The sequence below is a fragment of the Cryobacterium sp. TS_SC_7 genome (genome assembly GCF_056156285.1).
In genome coordinates this window covers 1,463,294-1,479,494 of record NZ_CM149589.1, presented here as the reverse complement: position 1 = coordinate 1,479,494, position 16,201 = coordinate 1,463,294, and the positions used below count along the sequence as shown (strand labels likewise).

At 69.4% G+C, this 16,201-nt stretch carries 14 protein-coding genes; 9 read left to right on the top strand and 5 right to left on the bottom strand.

The genetic code is table 11. From position 1 onward, the window contains the following. Positions 1–29: 29 nt before the first annotated feature. The gene (locus AC0J5J_RS06810) at positions 30–1,052 is read right to left on the bottom strand and encodes a LacI family DNA-binding transcriptional regulator (protein ID WP_241972572.1); all 1,023 of its coding nucleotides are present in this window, start codon (positions 1,050–1,052) and stop codon (positions 30–32) included. 167 nt (positions 1,053–1,219) lie between these two features. On the opposite strand from AC0J5J_RS06810, the gene AC0J5J_RS06805 reads away from it, so the two are divergent. Genes AC0J5J_RS06805 through AC0J5J_RS06785 form a run of 5 tightly spaced genes read left to right on the top strand, consistent with a single transcriptional unit; the run spans position 1,220 to position 8,762 of the window. After that, a complete protein-coding gene (locus AC0J5J_RS06805) occupies positions 1,220–3,256 on the top strand; it encodes a beta-galactosidase (protein ID WP_474900073.1) in 2,037 nt (678 codons plus the stop codon). Continuing rightward, positions 3,253–4,215, top strand: a complete 963-nt coding sequence (locus AC0J5J_RS06800) for a carbohydrate ABC transporter permease (RefSeq protein ID WP_134422653.1) — start codon at positions 3,253–3,255, stop codon at positions 4,213–4,215. Before AC0J5J_RS06805 ends, AC0J5J_RS06800 begins: the two co-directional genes overlap by 4 nt. Then, positions 4,212–5,120, top strand: a complete 909-nt coding sequence (locus AC0J5J_RS06795) for a carbohydrate ABC transporter permease (protein ID WP_134422655.1) — start codon at positions 4,212–4,214, stop codon at positions 5,118–5,120. Before AC0J5J_RS06800 ends, AC0J5J_RS06795 begins: the two co-directional genes overlap by 4 nt. Positions 5,121–5,167: 47 nt before the next feature. Then, on the top strand, positions 5,168–6,496 hold the full coding sequence (locus AC0J5J_RS06790) for a sugar ABC transporter substrate-binding protein (RefSeq protein ID WP_134422657.1): 1,329 nt from the start codon (positions 5,168–5,170) through the stop codon (positions 6,494–6,496). A gap of 13 nt (positions 6,497–6,509) precedes the next feature. Then, the gene (locus tag AC0J5J_RS06785) at positions 6,510–8,762 is read left to right on the top strand and encodes an alpha-galactosidase (protein ID WP_474900072.1); all 2,253 of its coding nucleotides are present in this window, start codon (positions 6,510–6,512) and stop codon (positions 8,760–8,762) included. Between the two features lie 185 nt (positions 8,763–8,947). Here AC0J5J_RS06785 and adhP read toward each other — a convergent pair whose 3' ends face one another. Further along, a complete protein-coding gene (gene adhP / locus AC0J5J_RS06780; protein WP_134422675.1) occupies positions 8,948–9,958 on the bottom strand; it encodes an alcohol dehydrogenase AdhP in 1,011 nt (336 codons plus the stop codon). A 346-nt stretch (positions 9,959–10,304) separates the two neighbouring features. On the opposite strand from adhP, the gene rraA reads away from it, so the two are divergent. Then, positions 10,305–10,769: a ribonuclease E activity regulator RraA gene (rraA, locus tag AC0J5J_RS06775; protein WP_474900071.1), complete on the top strand. Its 465-nt coding sequence runs from the start codon at positions 10,305–10,307 to the stop codon at positions 10,767–10,769. A gap of 285 nt (positions 10,770–11,054) precedes the next feature. Here rraA and AC0J5J_RS06770 read toward each other — a convergent pair whose 3' ends face one another. After that, positions 11,055–11,630: a PepSY domain-containing protein gene (locus tag AC0J5J_RS06770; RefSeq protein ID WP_134422663.1), complete on the bottom strand. Its 576-nt coding sequence runs from the start codon at positions 11,628–11,630 to the stop codon at positions 11,055–11,057. A 198-nt stretch (positions 11,631–11,828) separates the two neighbouring features. On the opposite strand from AC0J5J_RS06770, the gene AC0J5J_RS06765 reads away from it, so the two are divergent. Further along, positions 11,829–12,605, top strand: a complete 777-nt coding sequence (locus AC0J5J_RS06765) for a nuclease-related domain-containing protein (protein WP_166785433.1) — start codon at positions 11,829–11,831, stop codon at positions 12,603–12,605. 29 nt (positions 12,606–12,634) lie between these two features. Here the strand turns inward: AC0J5J_RS06765 and AC0J5J_RS06760 are convergent, their stop codons facing one another. Further along, on the bottom strand, positions 12,635–12,808 hold the full coding sequence (locus tag AC0J5J_RS06760; RefSeq protein ID WP_166785434.1) for a hypothetical protein: 174 nt from the start codon (positions 12,806–12,808) through the stop codon (positions 12,635–12,637). A 91-nt stretch (positions 12,809–12,899) separates the two neighbouring features. Here AC0J5J_RS06760 and AC0J5J_RS06755 point away from each other — a divergent pair, with 91 nt between their 5' ends. Together AC0J5J_RS06755 and AC0J5J_RS06750 are read left to right on the top strand one after the other, a co-directional pair. Continuing rightward, positions 12,900–13,712 (top strand): nuclease-related domain-containing protein, encoded by an 813-nt coding sequence (locus AC0J5J_RS06755; protein WP_474900070.1) that lies wholly within the window; start codon positions 12,900–12,902, stop codon positions 13,710–13,712. Between the two features lie 110 nt (positions 13,713–13,822). Beyond that, entirely contained in the window at positions 13,823–15,715 is a 1,893-nt protein-coding gene (locus AC0J5J_RS06750; protein WP_474900069.1) for a S1 domain-containing protein, read from the top strand. Between the two features lie 39 nt (positions 15,716–15,754). Here AC0J5J_RS06750 and AC0J5J_RS06745 read toward each other — a convergent pair whose 3' ends face one another. Further along, a complete protein-coding gene (locus tag AC0J5J_RS06745) occupies positions 15,755–16,192 on the bottom strand; it encodes a phosphohydrolase (RefSeq protein WP_134424120.1) in 438 nt (145 codons plus the stop codon). Positions 16,193–16,201: the final 9 nt, after the last annotated feature.

The window sequence follows — 16,201 nt, the reverse complement described above, 5'->3', positions numbered from 1 at the left end:
ACCCCGCGCGGAGTGGCTTGCCCGCCCGTTCAGGCGGAGTCGCGCCAGACGATCGGGGTCTCCAGCAGGATGCCGCCGGGCGGCTGCTCCTCGCCGCGCAACTGGCCGAGCACGCACTCGGCCGCCGCCGCACCGAGGCCGAAGGCAGGCTGGTGCACGGTGGACAGGTGCGGCTGGGTGCGCAGCGCCCAGGTGCTGTCGTCGAAGCCGACGATGCCGACGTCACTGGGCACGCTGCGCCCGGCGTCGCGGAGGGCCTCGAGGGCTCCGGCCGCGACGGCGTCGGACGCCGCGAACACGCCGTCGATCAGCGGGTCGCGTTCGAGCAGCTCGCGCATGCCCTGAGCCCCGTCGGCGAAGGTGTACAGCGGCACACGGGCGACGAGGGCCGGGTCGAAGCGGTCGCCGAGGGCATCCGTGAAACCGGCCAGGCGGTCGGCGCCGGAGTCGCGGTCGAGGGCCGCGGCGACCATGCCGATGCGCGTGCGGCCGGTCTGCATCAGGCGTTCGGTGATGGCGCGCGCCGACGCCCGGTTGTCGATGCCCACGAAGGGGAGCGCCTGCAGGTCGGGCGGATGTCCCACGAAAGCGGCCGGGAGGCGCAGCTTCTCGATCACCCGGGTGATGGGATCTTCGTGGCGGGCGGAAACGATGACGACACCGTCGACGAAACCGCCGCTGAGGTAGCGGGCGACACGGTCGGTGTCGCGCTGGGAATCAATGACGAGGCTGACCATCTGGTAGTCGGCGCGGGAGAGCACGGTGTTGGCGCCGAGCAGGATGCCGCCGATGTTGGGGTCGTCCAGAAAGAGGGAATGGGGCTCGTGCACGATGAAGCCCACGGCCTCCGAGCGCTGCATGACCAGGCTGCGGGCGGCGTTGTTGGGCACGTAGCCGACCTTTTCGATGGCGGCCTCGATGGCGATGCGGGCCGACGCCGAGACGTAGGGTTCGTCGTTCACGACCCGGCTGACCGTGCCGCGGGAGACGCCGGCCTCCACGGCGACGTCGTGGATCGTCGCGCGTCTGCGTCGAGCCGGAATCATCACCATTCGATAACTGTAACGCTCCCACGGGGCAGACGTGCTTGACACGGGAGCCGTGGCGTCCGTACTCTGTGTACGTTCACAGAAAACCCGATGGTGAGTTTTGCTCTCGACTCTGTGCACGTTCACAGAGTCGTCAACACCGGTGTCTGCACACCACGGTCAGGGAGCACATGAACACGCGCGCAGCCACTCACGACGGAACGGCTTCGGCCAGCCCGTTCGTTCACGAGGGCATCGCCTACGGCTGCGACTACAACCCGGAGCAGTGGGGCCCGGGCACCTGGGCCGAGGACGTGCGCCTGATGCGCGAGGCCGGCGTCGACCTGGTGGCCATCAACATCTTCGGCTGGTCGCACATCGAACCGCGCCCCGGCGAGTACGACTTCACGACACTCGACACGGTCGTCGAGCTGCTGCACGCCAATGGCATCCGGGTCAATCTCGGCACCGGCACCTCGTCTCCGCCGCCGTGGCTGACCACGCGCCACCCCGAGATCCTGCCGGTGACCGACGACGGAACCAGCCGCTTCCCGGGCGGTCGCCAGGCCTGGTGCCCGAGCTCGGCCGTGTTCCGCGAGCACGCGCTCGCCCTGGTCGAGCAGGTCGCGAAGCGGTACGGCCACCATCCGGCCATCGCGCTGTGGCACGTGTCCAACGAGCTGGGCTGCCACAACGCGCTCTGCTACTGCGACGACACCGCCGCGGCGTTCCGCCTCTGGCTGCAGGCACGGTACGGCACGATCGAGGCCCTCAACGAAGCCTGGGGTACCTCCTTTTGGAGCCAGCGCTACGGCCAATGGGCCGAGATCCTCACCCCGCGGCTCACCCTCTCCAGCCGGAACCCCGGCCAGGTGCTCGACTTCCACCGGTTCAGCTCCGCCGAGCTGCTCGACTATTACCGTCTGGAGACCGCGGTGCTGCGCCGCCACTCGACCGTGGCCGTCACCACCAACTTCATGGTCACCGCGCACATCCGCAACCTGGACTACTGGTCCTGGGCCGGTGACATGGACATCGTCGCCAATGACCACTACCTCGACCACCGCCTCGCCGACCCCACCACCGAGCTGGCCTTCGCCGCCGACCTCACCCGCGGGCTGGCGGGCGGCGCGCCCTGGCTCCTGATGGAGCAGGCCGCCGGCGCCGTCAACTGGCAGCCGCACAACCTGGCCAAGGCGCCCGGCGAGATGACCCGCAACTCCCTCGCCCACGTCGCCCGCGGCGCCGACGGCATCTGCTTCTTCCAGTGGCGCGCCTCCCTGCAGGGCTCGGAGAAGTTCCACTCCGCCCTGGTGCCCCACGCCGGCACCGACACCGTGCTCTGGCGCGAGGTCGTGGCGCTGGGCGCGACCCTCGACCGGCTCGCCGAGGTCACCGGCAGCCGGGTCGTGGCGGATGCCGCCATCCTCTTCAGCTGGGAATCCTGGTGGGCCGGCGACGGCGAATCCCGCCCCTCCCACGCGGTGCGTTACCTCGACCAGGTGCACGCCGCCTACACGGCTCTGCACGAGGTCGGCGTCACGGTCGACATCGTCTCCCCGGATGCCGACCTCTCGGGCTACCGCCTCGTCGTCGCCCCGGCGCTGTACCTGGTCTCGGACACGCAGGCCGACAACCTGAACGCGTATGTCGCCGCCGGCGGCCACGCCCTGATCACCTTCTTCAGCGGCATCGTCGACGAAGACGACCGGGTGCGCACCGGCGGCTACCCCGGCGCGTTCCGCGAGACCCTCGGCATCACGGTGGAGGAATTCTCCCCGCTGCTTCCCGGGCACGTGCTCGCCCTCGACTCCGGCGCCACCGCCACCCTGTGGGCGGAACGCCTGCGCGTCGACACCGCCGAGGTGATCGCGAGCTATCTCGACGGGCCGCTGCCCGGCATCCCCGCCGTGACCCGCAACCGGCACGAGGACGGCACCGCCTGGTACGTCGCCACCGCGTTGGAGGCCGGAGCGCTGCGCGACCTCGTGCGCACCATCGCCCAGGAGGCCCGGGTCACCAGGCTCGGCCCGGAGAGCGCCGGCCGGGTCGAGGTCGTGCGCCGCGTGGGCCTCGCCCACAGCTACCTGTTCATCATCAACCACGGTCCGGATGACATCGAGCTTGCGGCCGCCGGCCATGAACTCGTCACCGACGAACCCGTCGGTCGAATTGTGCGCGTGCCGGCGGGAGCCGTTCGCGTGATTAGAGAGGACCCCGCATCATGAGCGCACCTGCCGTTCCCCTGACGGATGCCCCGGGCAGCGCTGCCCGGAAGAAGCCCCGCGCAGCGAAGCCCGCCAAGCCGGTCGGAGCGAAGCCCCGCGTACAGCACAAGGGCGCGATCCTCGCGTTCGTTCTGCCGTTCGGCACCCTGTTCGCCCTGTTCTACCTCGTGCCGATCGGCTACGCGATCTACCAGTCGCTGCTCGTGATCGAACGCGAGGGCACCTTCGGCCAGGCCACCGAGGTCTTCGGCGGGCTGACCCAGTACATCCTGGTGTTCCAGAACGGCCCGTTCTGGGAGTCGATCGGCCGGGTGCTCTCCTTCGGCGCCGTGCAGGTGCCGATCATGCTCGGTCTCGCGCTGCTGTTCGCCCTGCTGCTGGACTCGCCGCTGGTGCGCGGCAAGAAGTTCTTCCGGCTGGCCTTCTTCGTTCCCTACGCGGTTCCCGGCGTCATCGCCGCGATCATGTGGGGCTACCTCTACTCACCGAATCTGTCGCCGTTCAGCGCCGTCACCGAGAACATCAACTTCCTCTCGGCCGACCTCGTGCTCTGGGCCATCGCCAACGTCGTCACCTGGGTGTTCGTGGGCTACAACATGCTGATCATCTACTCGGCGCTGCTGGCGATCCCGGCCGAGCTCTACGAGGCTGCCCGCCTCGACGGCGCCGGGCAGCTCCGCATCGCCTGGTCGGTCAAGATCCCGCTGATCATGCCGGCGATCATCCTGACCGCGATCTTCTCGATCATCGGCACCCTGCAACTGCTCGCCGAACCGCAGGTCTTCCGCAGCTTCAGCTCGGCCGTGACCAGCACGTTCACGCCGAACCTGACGGTGTACTCCACCTCGTCGATCCCGAACTTCAACCTGGCCGCCGCGTTCTCCGTGGTGCTGGCCCTGGCCACGTTCATCCTCTCCTTCACGTTCCTGAAGTTCACCCAGCGGAAGGAAGCCAAATGAGCACCCTGACCCCCGCCAAGCCGGCCCGCGGCATCCGTTCGACCGCGGAAAAAGCGCCGCGCGCCCAGCGCGAGAGCCCGTTCGCCCGGGTCAGCGCCATGATCGTGATGGGCGTCTTCACGCTCTACTTCCTGGTGCCGATCTGGTGGCTGCTGGTCGCGGCCTCCAAGAACCGGTCCCAGTTCAACAGCACCAACCCGCTGTGGTTCGCCGACTTCTCCCTGTTCGAGAACATCGGCAACCTGATCGCCTACCGCGACGGCGTCTACCTCAAATGGATGCTGAACAGCGCCCTCTACGCCGGTGGCGGCGCCCTCGTGGGCACCATCATCGCCGGCATGTGCGGCTACGCCCTGGCCAAGTACAACTTCCCGGGCCGGGAACTGATCTTCAACGTCGTGCTCGGCGGCGTGCTCGTGCCCGCGACGGCGCTCGCACTGCCGCTGTTCCTGATCTTCAGCCAGATCAGCCTCACCAACACCTTCTGGTCGGTGTTCCTGCCCAGCCTGGTCAGCCCGTTCGGGGTCTATCTCGCCCGCATCTACGCCTCGGCCAGCGTGCCCGACGAGCTGATCGAGGCTGCCCGCCTCGACGGCGCCGGCGAGCTGCGCACCTTCTTCACCGTCTCGGTACGGATGATGGTGCCCGCCCTGGTCACCGTCTTCCTCTTCCAGTTCGTCGCCATCTGGAACAACTTCTTCCTGCCGCTGATCATGCTGCGCGACGAAACCCTGTTCCCGGTCACGCTCGGTCTCTACGCCTGGAACTCGCAGGTCAACCAGATCCCCGTGCTGCGCGACTACGTGCTGATCGGCGCGCTCTTGTCGATCATTCCGTTGATCATCATCTTCCTGCTGCTCCAGCGCTTCTGGCGAAACGGCCTCAGCGCCGGTTCGGTGAAGTAACCCCCCCAGCTGCCCCACCCCACCCCCACCAAGAGAAAAGAAGAACAATGCAAATCAAGAAGAGAGCAGCCGCCGTCGCCTTGCTCACGGCAGCCACGGTCGTGCTGACCGGCTGCGCATCGGGTTCGACCACGTCCGGCGGCGACGCCGCCGCGTGTGAGCCTTCCGAGGGCAAGGTCGACCTCACGTTCACCACCTGGATCCCCGGGATGGAAGACGTCGCTGCAGTGTGGAACGAGGAGAACCCCGACGTTCAGGTGAAGGTGCAGACCGGCCCGAACGGCAACGGCGGCACGTACCAGAACTTCTTCAACCAGCTCAAGGCCGGCAACGCGCCCGACCTCGGCCAGATCGAATACGACGCCCTCCCCAACTTCCGGGTGCAGGACGGCCTGATGGACCTCGCCGCGTGCGAGGGTGTGCTCGACGCCAAGGCCGACTTCGTGGACTGGACCTGGGGTCAGGTCAACTTCGGTGAAGACGACGCCGTGTACGCGGTGCCGCAGGACGCCGGACCCATGGCCATGTTCTACCGCGCCGACCTCTTCGCGGCCAACAACATCGCGATCCCCACCACCTGGGAAGAGTTCGCGGTTGCCGCCGAAGCCGTGCGCGCCACCGGCGGATACATCACCAACTTCTCGCAGAGCGACATCAACCAGTTCGCCGGCTTCGTCTGGCAGGCCGGCGGAAGCTGGTTCGAGAACGACGGCGACAACTGGACCATCGACCTGACCAGCCCCGAGTCCGTGAAGGTCGCCGACTACTGGCAGGACCTGATCGACCGCGACCTCGTCTCCACCAACCCGCCGTGGACCGACGAGTGGAACAACGCCTACAACACCGGCTCCAACTGGACCTGGAACTCCGCAGCCTGGGGTGCCAACTCCATCGCCAGCGGCGCTCCGGACACCTCCGGCAACTGGTCCGTGGCACTGTCCCCGCAGTGGGCAGCCGGTGACGACGCGGCCGGCAACTGGGGTGGCTCGTCCACCGCAGTGTTCAAGGGCTCCAAGCACCCCTACGAGGCGGCCCAGTTCGCGCTGTGGCTGAACACCTCGGACGAGGCCCTCACGATGCTGAACAAGTCGGCCAACCTGTACCCGGCCGCCAAGAGCGGCCTCGAACTGCCCGCCCTCAAGGAAGGCGTCGAGTTCTACGGCGGCCAGGCCATCTACGACGTGTTCGCCGAGGCATCCGCTCAGGTCTCGCCCGACTTCATCTGGGGCCCGACCATGACGCAGGTCTACAACGACACCTCCGACGGCTTCAAGGGTGCGGTCACCGGCAACGGAACGCTGACGGATGCTCTCACGAGCGCCCAGCAGAGCACGATCGACGCTCTCGAGGCCCAGTCGATCCCGGTCAACAAGTAGCATCAGTCCCACTGTGTCGATTCCCTACCTCCGTGCCGCGGGCACCAGCCTTGTGCTGGATGCCCGCGGCACGGGCGTGCCCGTCATCGTGCACTGGGGTGCCGACCTGGGCGACCTGACCGGTGAGCTGCTCGCTGCGCTGGCCGACGCCTCCGTGCCCGCGATCTCGCCGAGCTCGATCGATGTGCCCCTGCGGCTCAGCCTGCTGCCGACCCTCACGGAGGGGTGGAGCGGACGCCCGGGGGTGAGCGGGTTCCGGCCCGGCCGGCGCGCCGCGGCCCTCGACCTGCGCCTGGCCGAGGTGCGGGCGGGCGGCCTGTCGGAAACCGACCGGCTACTGCCCGGCACCCAGACTCTGACGATCTCCCTGACGGATGCCGCGGCCCGGGTGGCCGTGCGCACCGACCTTGAACTCTCGGTCGAGGGCGTGCTGCGACTGCGCCACACCCTCACCAACACCGACGTCGACCCGGCTGCCGCGCCCTTCGAACTCGGTTCTCTCGACGTCATCCTTCCGGTGCCCGACCGGGCCCGGGAACTGCTCGATTTCACCGGGCTGTGGACCCACGAGCGCCGGCCGCAGCGCAGCACACTCGGCCACGGCGTGTGGAGCCGCGAGTCCCGCCACGGCCGCCCCGGCCACGATGACTCCTATCTGATGGTTGCCGGCACACCGGGATTCGGGTTCCGAACCGGCGAAGTGTGGGCCACCCACCTGGCCTGGAGCGGCGACAAGCGCGCCTGGGCCGAGAACAGCGCGCTCGGCTGTTCGGCGCTCGGCAGCGGCGAACTGCTGGCACCCGGCGAGCTGAGCGTCGCCAGTGGTGCGAGCCACACCACCCCGTGGACCGTGGCCGTGTACTCGGCTGCCGGGCTCGACGGACTGTCGGCGCGGCTGCATCCGTGGATCCGCAGCTGGTCGACCATCACCGGGCCGCGCCCGGTCGTGCTGAACACCTGGGAGGCCGTGTACTTCGACCACGACCTGCCCACCCTGGCCCGACTGGCCGACGCCGCGGCCGTGGTCGGCGTGGAACGATTCGTGCTCGACGACGGCTGGTTCACCGGCCGCTCGGACGACCGGCGCGCCCTCGGCGACTGGTTCGTCGACCCCGTGACCTGGCCCGACGGCCTGCACCCTTTGATCGAGCACGTGCACGCGGCCGGGATGGATTTCGGCCTCTGGGTCGAGCCGGAGATGGTCAGCCTCGACTCGGACGTGGCCCGCGCGCACCCGGAGTGGGTGCTCGGCGGTGCGGCGGACGACGCGGCCGGTTCTGGCGTGGGTGCTGATGCCGGCGCCGGTGGTTCGACGTCGCCGGTAGTGACCTGGCGGTTCCAGCGGGTGCTCGACCTCGGCAACCCGGATGCCTACGACTGGGTTCTCGCGCGCCTCACGGCCCTGCTCACCGAGTACCCGATCGCCTACCTCAAGTGGGACCACAACCGGGACCTCCTGGCCGGTTCCGCCCACCGGCAGACGACGGCGCTCTACCGCCTGATCGACGCCGTGCGCGCCGCGCATCCGGGTGTCGAAATCGAGTCCTGCGCGTCGGGGGGAGCCCGGATCGACCTCGGCATCCTCGAGCGCGTCGACCGGGTCTGGACCAGCGACACCAACGACCCGCTCGAACGGCAGCAGATCCAGCGCTACACGAGCGTGCTCGTGCCGCCGGAATACCTCGGCGGACACCTCGGCGCGGCCACCGCGCACACCACCGGGCGCACCTCCGAGCTCAGCTTCCGCCTCGCCACCGCCCTGTTCGGCAGCGCCGGCATCGAGTGGGACCTGACCCGCGCGAACGAGGCCGAGCTGACGCAGATCGCCACCTGGATCGCCCGGTACAAGCACCTGCGGCCGCTGCTGCACTCCGGCGTGGTCGTGCGGTCCGACCCCAGCGACCCGGCCCTCGAGCTGCACGGCGTCGTCTCACCCGATCAGAATTCGGCCCTGTTCGCCCAGGTGGCCCTTGCCGCCCCGCGCGCCGCCGTGCCGGAGCGGATGCGGTTCCCCGGTCTCGCACCCGAGCGGCGCTACCGCGTGGCGCAGCTGCCGCTCGGTGCGCCGCCGCGCACGATCCAGGATGCGCCCCCGGCCTGGCTGGCGGATCCGGGCGCGTTCGGTGGGGCAGCGTCGGGTGTCGGCGGTGGCGCTGCCGGCGGTTCGGTGACGCTGACCGGGGCGGTGCTCGCGCTGGTCGGGCTGCCCGCGCCGCTTCTCGCGCCGGAGCAGGCCGCGCTGTTCACAGTCGACGCGATCGACTGACCGCTGCTGCGCGGTCGCTCGCCGAGCTCGACCGCACATGTCGAGCTCGGCGGATGCGCACCGAGTGTCGCCGATTCTGCCGAGTGTCGCCCGTCCGGCGGCGTCACTCGGCACAAACGGCGACTGTCGGCGCCCGGCAGCCACCCGCAGCGCCCACCAGCCGCGCCGCCCGCCGGGCCTCCCGGTCAGTACTCGATGACGACCCGGCCGTCGATCTTGCCCTGCTTCATCTCACCGAGAACCTCGTTGACCTCGTCCAGTGTGCGCGCGTGCACGGTGGGGTGGATCAGGCCGCGGGTGTAGAAGTCCAGGGCCTCAACCATGTCCTGCCGGGTGCCCACGATGGAGCCGCGGATGGTGAGACCCTTGAGCACGATATCGAAGATGGGCGCGGGGAAGTCTCCCGGCGGCAGTCCGTTGAAGACGATCGTCCCGCCGCGGCGCACCTCGCCGATCGCGTGCCCGAACGCCCGCGGGTGCACGGCCGTGACGAGCACCGCGTGCGCGCCGCCGATCTCCCGCTGGATGACCTCGATCGGGTCCTCGGTCAGGGCGTTCACGGTCAGTTCGGCTCCGTGCTTCCGGGCCAGCTCGAGCTTGTCGTCGGCCACGTCCACGGCCACGACGCGCAGGCCCATCGCCCGGGCGTACTGCACGGCCAGGTGGCCGAGGCCGCCGATGCCGGAGATGACGACCCACTGGCCGGGTCGCGCCTCGGTCATCTTCAGGCCCTTGTAGACGGTGACGCCGGCGCAGAGCACCGGGGCAACCTCGACCGGGTCCACTCCGTCGGGCAGACGCACGGCGTAGCGGGCGTCGACCAGCATGTACTCGCCGAAGGACCCGTCCACGCTGTAGCCACCGTTCTGCTGCTGCTCACAGAGGGTCTCCCACCCGGTGCGACAGTACTGGCAGTTGCCGCAGGCCGACCAGAGCCAGGCGTTGCCGACGAGCTCGCCGACCGCGAGGTCCGTGACGCCGTCGCCGAGCGCGACGACCCGGCCGACGCCCTCGTGGCCCGGGATGAACGGCGGGCTGGGCTTGACCGGCCAGTCGCCTTCGACCGCGTGCAGGTCGGTGTGGCACACGCCCGAGCTGATCAGTTTCACCAGGGCCTGGCCGTGGCCGGGCTGGGGAATCGGCAGCTGTTCGATGGTGAGGCGCTCGCCGAATGCGTTGACGACGGCGGCCTGCATGGTGGTTGTGGCGGGTCCGAAGGTCTCGGGGGTGGAACCTGATGTCGTGGTCGATGTCATGGTGGATCCTCCTTGGACGAACGTCGATGTCCGTGGGTTCGAGGCTAGGCGGCTCTACGTTGCGCGCACTTGCGGCCGGGTCGCGGCATCCGCTTCGACGGGCCGGGCACACCGCCGAGTTCGGCTGTTCCGGTCGAGCCCGCCACGTGCGCGGGGCGAACTCGACCGGACGTGTCGACCTGGGCGTTCAACCGGTGACGGATGTCCCGCCGCGCCGCCGCCCTCCGCCGTGCCACTAGCCTGAGGAGCCAGAGGCCGCACCACCCCGAACTCCTGGAGGACACCAATGCTGTTGACCGCCGACCTGTACGACCAGCGCGGAGACGAGCTGCAATCCGTGCCGTTGCAGTTTCAGAACCTGGGTGGCACCCTCCGGTTCAGCGGACCGATTCGTACCGTGACGTGCTTCGAGGACAACGCCCGGCTCAAGTCGGTGCTGTCGTCGCCTGCCGCCGGCGAGGTGCTCGTGATCGACGGTGGCGGCTCGCTGAACTCGGCGCTGATGGGCGACATGATCGCCGAGCTGGCGGTGCAGAACGGCTGGGCCGGTGTGGTGATCAACGGCGCGATCCGTGACCGGGTCGCCATCGGCACCATGCCGCTGGGCGTCAAGGCCCTCGGCAGCAACCCGCGGAAGAGCACGAAGACCGGCTCCGGTGTGACGGATGCCGTCGTGGAATTCGCCGGCGTGACGTTCACCCCCGGGCGCACCATCTACTGCGACGAAGACGGCATCCTCGTCGAGCGCTGAACGACCCGGCGCTGAACGACCCGGCGCTGAACCAGACGCGCGGCGCCACCCGAGGGAACTCACTCAGGTGGAGCCGCTGGTGCGTGGGTGCAACGTCTGTGATGTTGCGAGGGCTGTCTGCGGGATTGAGCACACCGTTTCTGCCCTATTGAGCAACGTTACTTCGTTACCGGGTGGCTTGTCATTCTTTCTTGAACCTGCACGCTAACGATTTGAACCGGCGTGCGCAGCTCGGGTCCGTGCGCCGGCGGTCGATCCCGCGGCGGGTGCGACCAACGCGGCGGCTCAGCCCGCGGTCGGGCGGTCGACCCGCACGACCAGGCTGCGCTCGGTGAGATTGATCACCCGTTTCGTGCCGTCGTCGAGGGTGACCTCCACCTCGAAGGCGTGGTCGAGGTCAGTGCTGCGCCGGAAGTCCGTGACCGTGCCGCTGCCGACTTCGGCCAGGGCCGCCTGGCCGGCGGTCGTGCGGTCGACGCTCGCCAGCTCGTCCGGGGTGAGGGCGCGGGGTTCGAGACCGGATGCCGGGTCCCCGGTCCAGCCGGGAAGGCTCACCCAGACGACCGCGAACGAGTGGTCGAGCTCGACCGCGACCTCCACGCCGTTCGGAAGCCGCGTGTCGATTGCGTAGGGCGCTGCGGCCGGGCCGCGTTCGGCATCCGTCACCGTGCCGGGGCCGACCTCGGCCAATGCCGCGCGGCTGGCCTGGTCGAGTTCGCTGTCGGTCAGCCTGGACTCGCTCCCGCCGAGTCCGGCCGCGGCCGTGATCCCGACGGTGCCGGCACCGACCAGGACCACGGCGACGACGGCCCCCGCAACCCAGGAAGACGTGCGGAAACCGGTCATCCTGAATGCATTCACACCCCCCAGTCTGGGGGACGTCGACCCGCGCCGGCGCCACCACCGGTCTGACCAGCCGCCGCGGCCACCTCCCTGCGTGATCGCGGCGCCAGCCGACACGCCGCCATCACCCCAGTTCGGGGAGGCGCGGGTGCGTGTGCGAGTCGCTAGATTCAATTCAGCAGTGGGGGGAGCTCGATGTCGTTGTACAGTGCCACGATGCACAAGCGGTTCGCGGCGCAGTCGGTCATCGGGGATGTGCTGCGTGTGCAGGGCGGTGCGCCCCGCCGTTCGGCGCTCGCACGGCTCTTCGGTCTGACCTCGGTCGGCGATGACAGTATGTCCTGGTATCTCGGGGCCAAAGGAGAAATCGTGGTCGGCTCCTTCCTGGCGAAGCTACCGCCGGACTGGACGGTCTTCCGCGCCGTTCCCGCCGATTCCGCGCGCACCGACATTGATCACCTCGTGATCGGCCCGGGCGGAATCTTCACGATCACCACGAAGAATCACGCCGGCGACATCCGCGTCGGCCGCAACACCTTGCAGGTGGACTCCCAGCCGGTGTCCTACCTGCAGCACGCCGAGTCGGAGGCCGAGCGGGTCACCAGCCTGGTGCGCGAACGGATGCCCCTGGTCGCGCCCGTGCAGCCGGTACTCGTCTTCGTCGACCCGAGTCTGCTCACGATCGAGCAGAAGCCACCGCAGGTCAAGGTGCTCGACGCGATGGACCTGTGCCCGTGGCTGATCCGGCTCCATCCGGTGCTGAGCGCCGGCGAGGTGCAGGAAGTGGCCGACCTCCTGGACAGCCCGCAGGTCTGGCATGCGCTTCCGGACACCACCCCCGAGGACGTGCAGGAGCGGTTCACCGAGCTCGATGCGCGGCTGCGCTCGGCCGGTATCCGTCGGCTGAGCTGGGGCGTGCTCGCCGCGGCCGCCGCGATCGCTGCCGGTTTCGGCGTGCTGCAGCTGATCGCCGCGGTGACCGCCGCGGGCTGACGACCCGGGCCCGACCGCCGCGCCGTGATCTACTCGGTCGGCAGGCGCCGGCGGAACTCGTCCGTCAGGGCGTCCAGTGCGGTGCAAATGGCGACGAGCGCCTCCTCGACCCCGCGCGGTGCGGCCGCATCTTCCTTGATCGTGTTGATGTGGCTTTCAAGCAGTCCGAGCTGGGTCTGCACGACCCTCATGTTGTTGACCATCCATCGATCGTAGTTGTCGTTTGTCGACCCCCGTGCGGGTGCCACCGCCGGAAGGCGGGCCGGTAGACTCCACTCACAGGGAGCTACCCGGATGACCGTGGGAGGCACCATGATGCGCCAGCGCTTTGCGGCACAGTTCATGATTGAGAAGCTGCTGCGCGAGCAGGGCAGCGTGCCGGCGCGTACCCGGTGGGCGCGGTTCATGGGTCGATCCCCGCTCGGGGCGAACTGTGCGGGCTGGTACGAGGGGGCTCAGGGCGAGATCGTCGTCGGCGAGAAGCTGTCGACGTTGTCCCCGGACTGGGTTGTCTTCCATGCCCTCCCGATCGGTGGCCACGGCTGGGATATCGACCACGTCCTGGTGGGTCCGGGCGGCGTCGTGACCATCAACACGAAGCAGCACCACGGCAGCCGGGTGCACGTCGACCGTCGCAGTATCCTCCTCGACAGCCGGCCCGTGCCCTATCTGCGCCACGCGAAATTCGAGGCCGAACGCGTCACGACGCTGCTGGAAGAGCGTCGCACCCTGGCGACGCCCGTGATCCCGCTGGTCGTCTTCGTCGGAGCACGCAGTATCGACGTGCAGGCGGAGCCGGCCCCGGTCACGGTGCTCGATTCCGGGGAGCTGGCCGCCTGGCTGGAGGCGCTCCCGGTCGTGCTCAGCCCGGCGGAGGGGCAGGGCCTGACCGAGATTCTCGACAACCCCTCCATGTGGATCGATGTTCCCCTGGACTCGGGCGATGGTCTCCTGGAGACCTTCACCCGTCTCGAGGCCGAGGTGCGGGCCGCCCGGCTGCAGCGCCGCGTGTTGTTGCCGCTGGAGCTCGTCCTGGTCGGTCTGGCCGCCGTCGGCATGGTCACTGCGGCCGTCACGATGATGCCCGGGCTGCTCGGGACCTCGTAGCCTTCGCCGGCCTCCCTACACCCTGAAGATTAACGCGCGGGGCGTTTCTCACAGGCGTTAGGCGTACTCTCGACACACGGCCCGTCACGAAGGCCGGAAGGGGAGTCAGTGTGTATACCCGCGTGGAGACCAGCGTCGCGGTGCAACAACTCGCGAACGGCCTGCACGATTCCGGTCGGGATCGTCCTTGGGTTGTGGTGTCGTCGCCGTTCGGCACGGCCGTGCCCGAAATCGGGATCGACCAGCTCTCCAGCCAGATCGGAGACGTCGCCCGGGTCTTCCTGATCGAGACGGGCGAGCTCACCCGCCAGCTCGGCGACCTGCTCCCGGCACAGTTCCAGGTCTACGGCAGTGCCGGGCGTTCCTACCCGGTCGGCGACGCGTTCGCCGAGCTCTCCCGCTCCCGGCTCCGGTTCACGCACGGCGACGCGCAGCACGCCACCGATCAGCTGGTGACGGATGCCCTCGCGCACGCGCACCAGGCCGGCCTCTTCGCGCTCGCCCCGGCATCCGTGATCACCGTGGACGGCACCGTCAAGGGCTTCATGCTCGGCGGGTCGCGCGCCCTGGTCGAGCTCGACAGTGGCGGCATGGCCACGGTCTGGCAGGAACTGACCTACCCGCCGGTGCCGCTGGACTGGTCGCTCAAACCCGGGCAGCGCGTTCAGGGGGCGCTCGATGCGTCCACCCATCGCCTCAATGTGGAGAACAAGCCGCCGACCACGGCCGCGATCTCCAAGCGGTATCCGCACGGCAGCATCACCCTCGCCCTCGTGCAGAAGGTCAGCGCCCAGCGCGCCGTGCTGGCGCTGCACCCGCACCTGCAGCTCACGATCACGCGGGCCGATATCTCGGCCAACCCCCTCGACAAGGTCGACGCGCTCCTCTCCGAGGGCGATGTCGTGGCGGCGCGGGTCATCCATCTTCCGAGCGGCGCCCTGCACCTGTGCCTGAGCGACGTCGACGACGACGAGACCGTGCTGCCGTCGCTCTGCGCGGTACGCAACGGGCCCCCCTGGCTGCAGGAGAACCGCCCGCTGCTGCCGCTGGTCGAAGAGAATGAAGACGCCTCCGCGGTGGTCGAGCTGGTCGGAACCCCCTCACCTGCCTCGACGGTGGTGGCCGCGGGCGTGGAGTCCGCCGCAGCCGGCCACGTCGCCCTGGCGACGGCCGGGCCCACCGCGGACCGCCTGCATCCGCGCCCGGCGCCCGGCCCCGGCCGGGTGCGAGCCGCTGCCCGGCCCGCCACCACGGGCGCGATCCCGTTCCGGGTCACTCCCACACCGGCCCCGGCGCCGCATTCCGCCCTGCAGTCCACCCAGCTGTCCCTGGCCGAGGCGAAGGCGCGCATCGTGCGGCTGGAAACCCAGTTGGTCGAAGCCGGTGCCACCGATTCCGATCTCGCCAAGCTGCGGGAGCAGGCCCGATCCGCGCAGATGCAGCTCCGGGACGCCCTCGTGGAGCTCGCCACCCTGCGACACACGGTCGCGGAATTGCGGGATGACCAGCGCACCCAACGACGGATGCTGCGCGAATCCCGGCGCACCGCCCCCACCCCGGCCGCGGCGAGCGAGTACGAGTCGCGGCGAGCCGCCTGGGAGGAACCGTCCGGCTGGGTGCGGCACGAGATCCTGCTCGCCTGGGTCGATCGGGTTCCGGAATCCGACCGGGCGGAGTGGCCGCTGCCGCAGAGCTACGTGCTCGGGGACCGGTTCGCGGAGTCCCTCGCCGGGCTCGACGACGGCCAGCTGGCGAAGGCGTTCAAGGCATCCGTGGATGTGCTGACCGGACGGGTGAAAACCCTCAAGGGCCGCCACCTGCATGCGTTGCGTCAGGGTGCCGGACCGGCTGATCCGCACCTGCTGCGCTGGGACGGCGCACGCTGCATGCGGGTGTCGATCGAGCAGAACACGCCGGCGGCGCGTCGCATGCACTTCTGGCAGCTGCCCGACGGGGGCATCGAGCTCGGCCGCATCGTGACCCACGACGACATGGAAGCCTGACCTCGGCGTCTGGGTGCGCCCTGGCGACGAGTCGACCGCTCAGTCGAGGGCGGCCAGCGCCCCGGCGTACTTGTCGGCGAGGCGTTCCCGGTCGTCGCTCGCCAGTTGGGCCACCCGCCACTCCGCCAGGTTGTCGGCGATGTCCGCGCGCTTCACCGCGAGGGCGATCGGGTTGGCGCGGATGGCCGCGTAATACGCGGAGTCGCTGACCTCCTCCGTTCGGGTCAGCAGATGAACGGCCTCGACCACACCACCCGGGATGCCGGCGGCGAGCAGGTCGCTGGGCGAGATGTCCGTGTCTTCGAGCACGTCGTGCAACCAGGCTGTGGCTCGCGCGAGCGGGTCGGAGAAGTTCTCGGCCACTCTGCGGGGATGGTCGATGTAGTCGGCGCCGAGCTTGTCGACCTGCCCCTGGTGAGCGTTCGTCGCGATGGACTCTGCGGCGGCGACGAATGCATCCGACGTGGTGACTGACATGGGGACCCC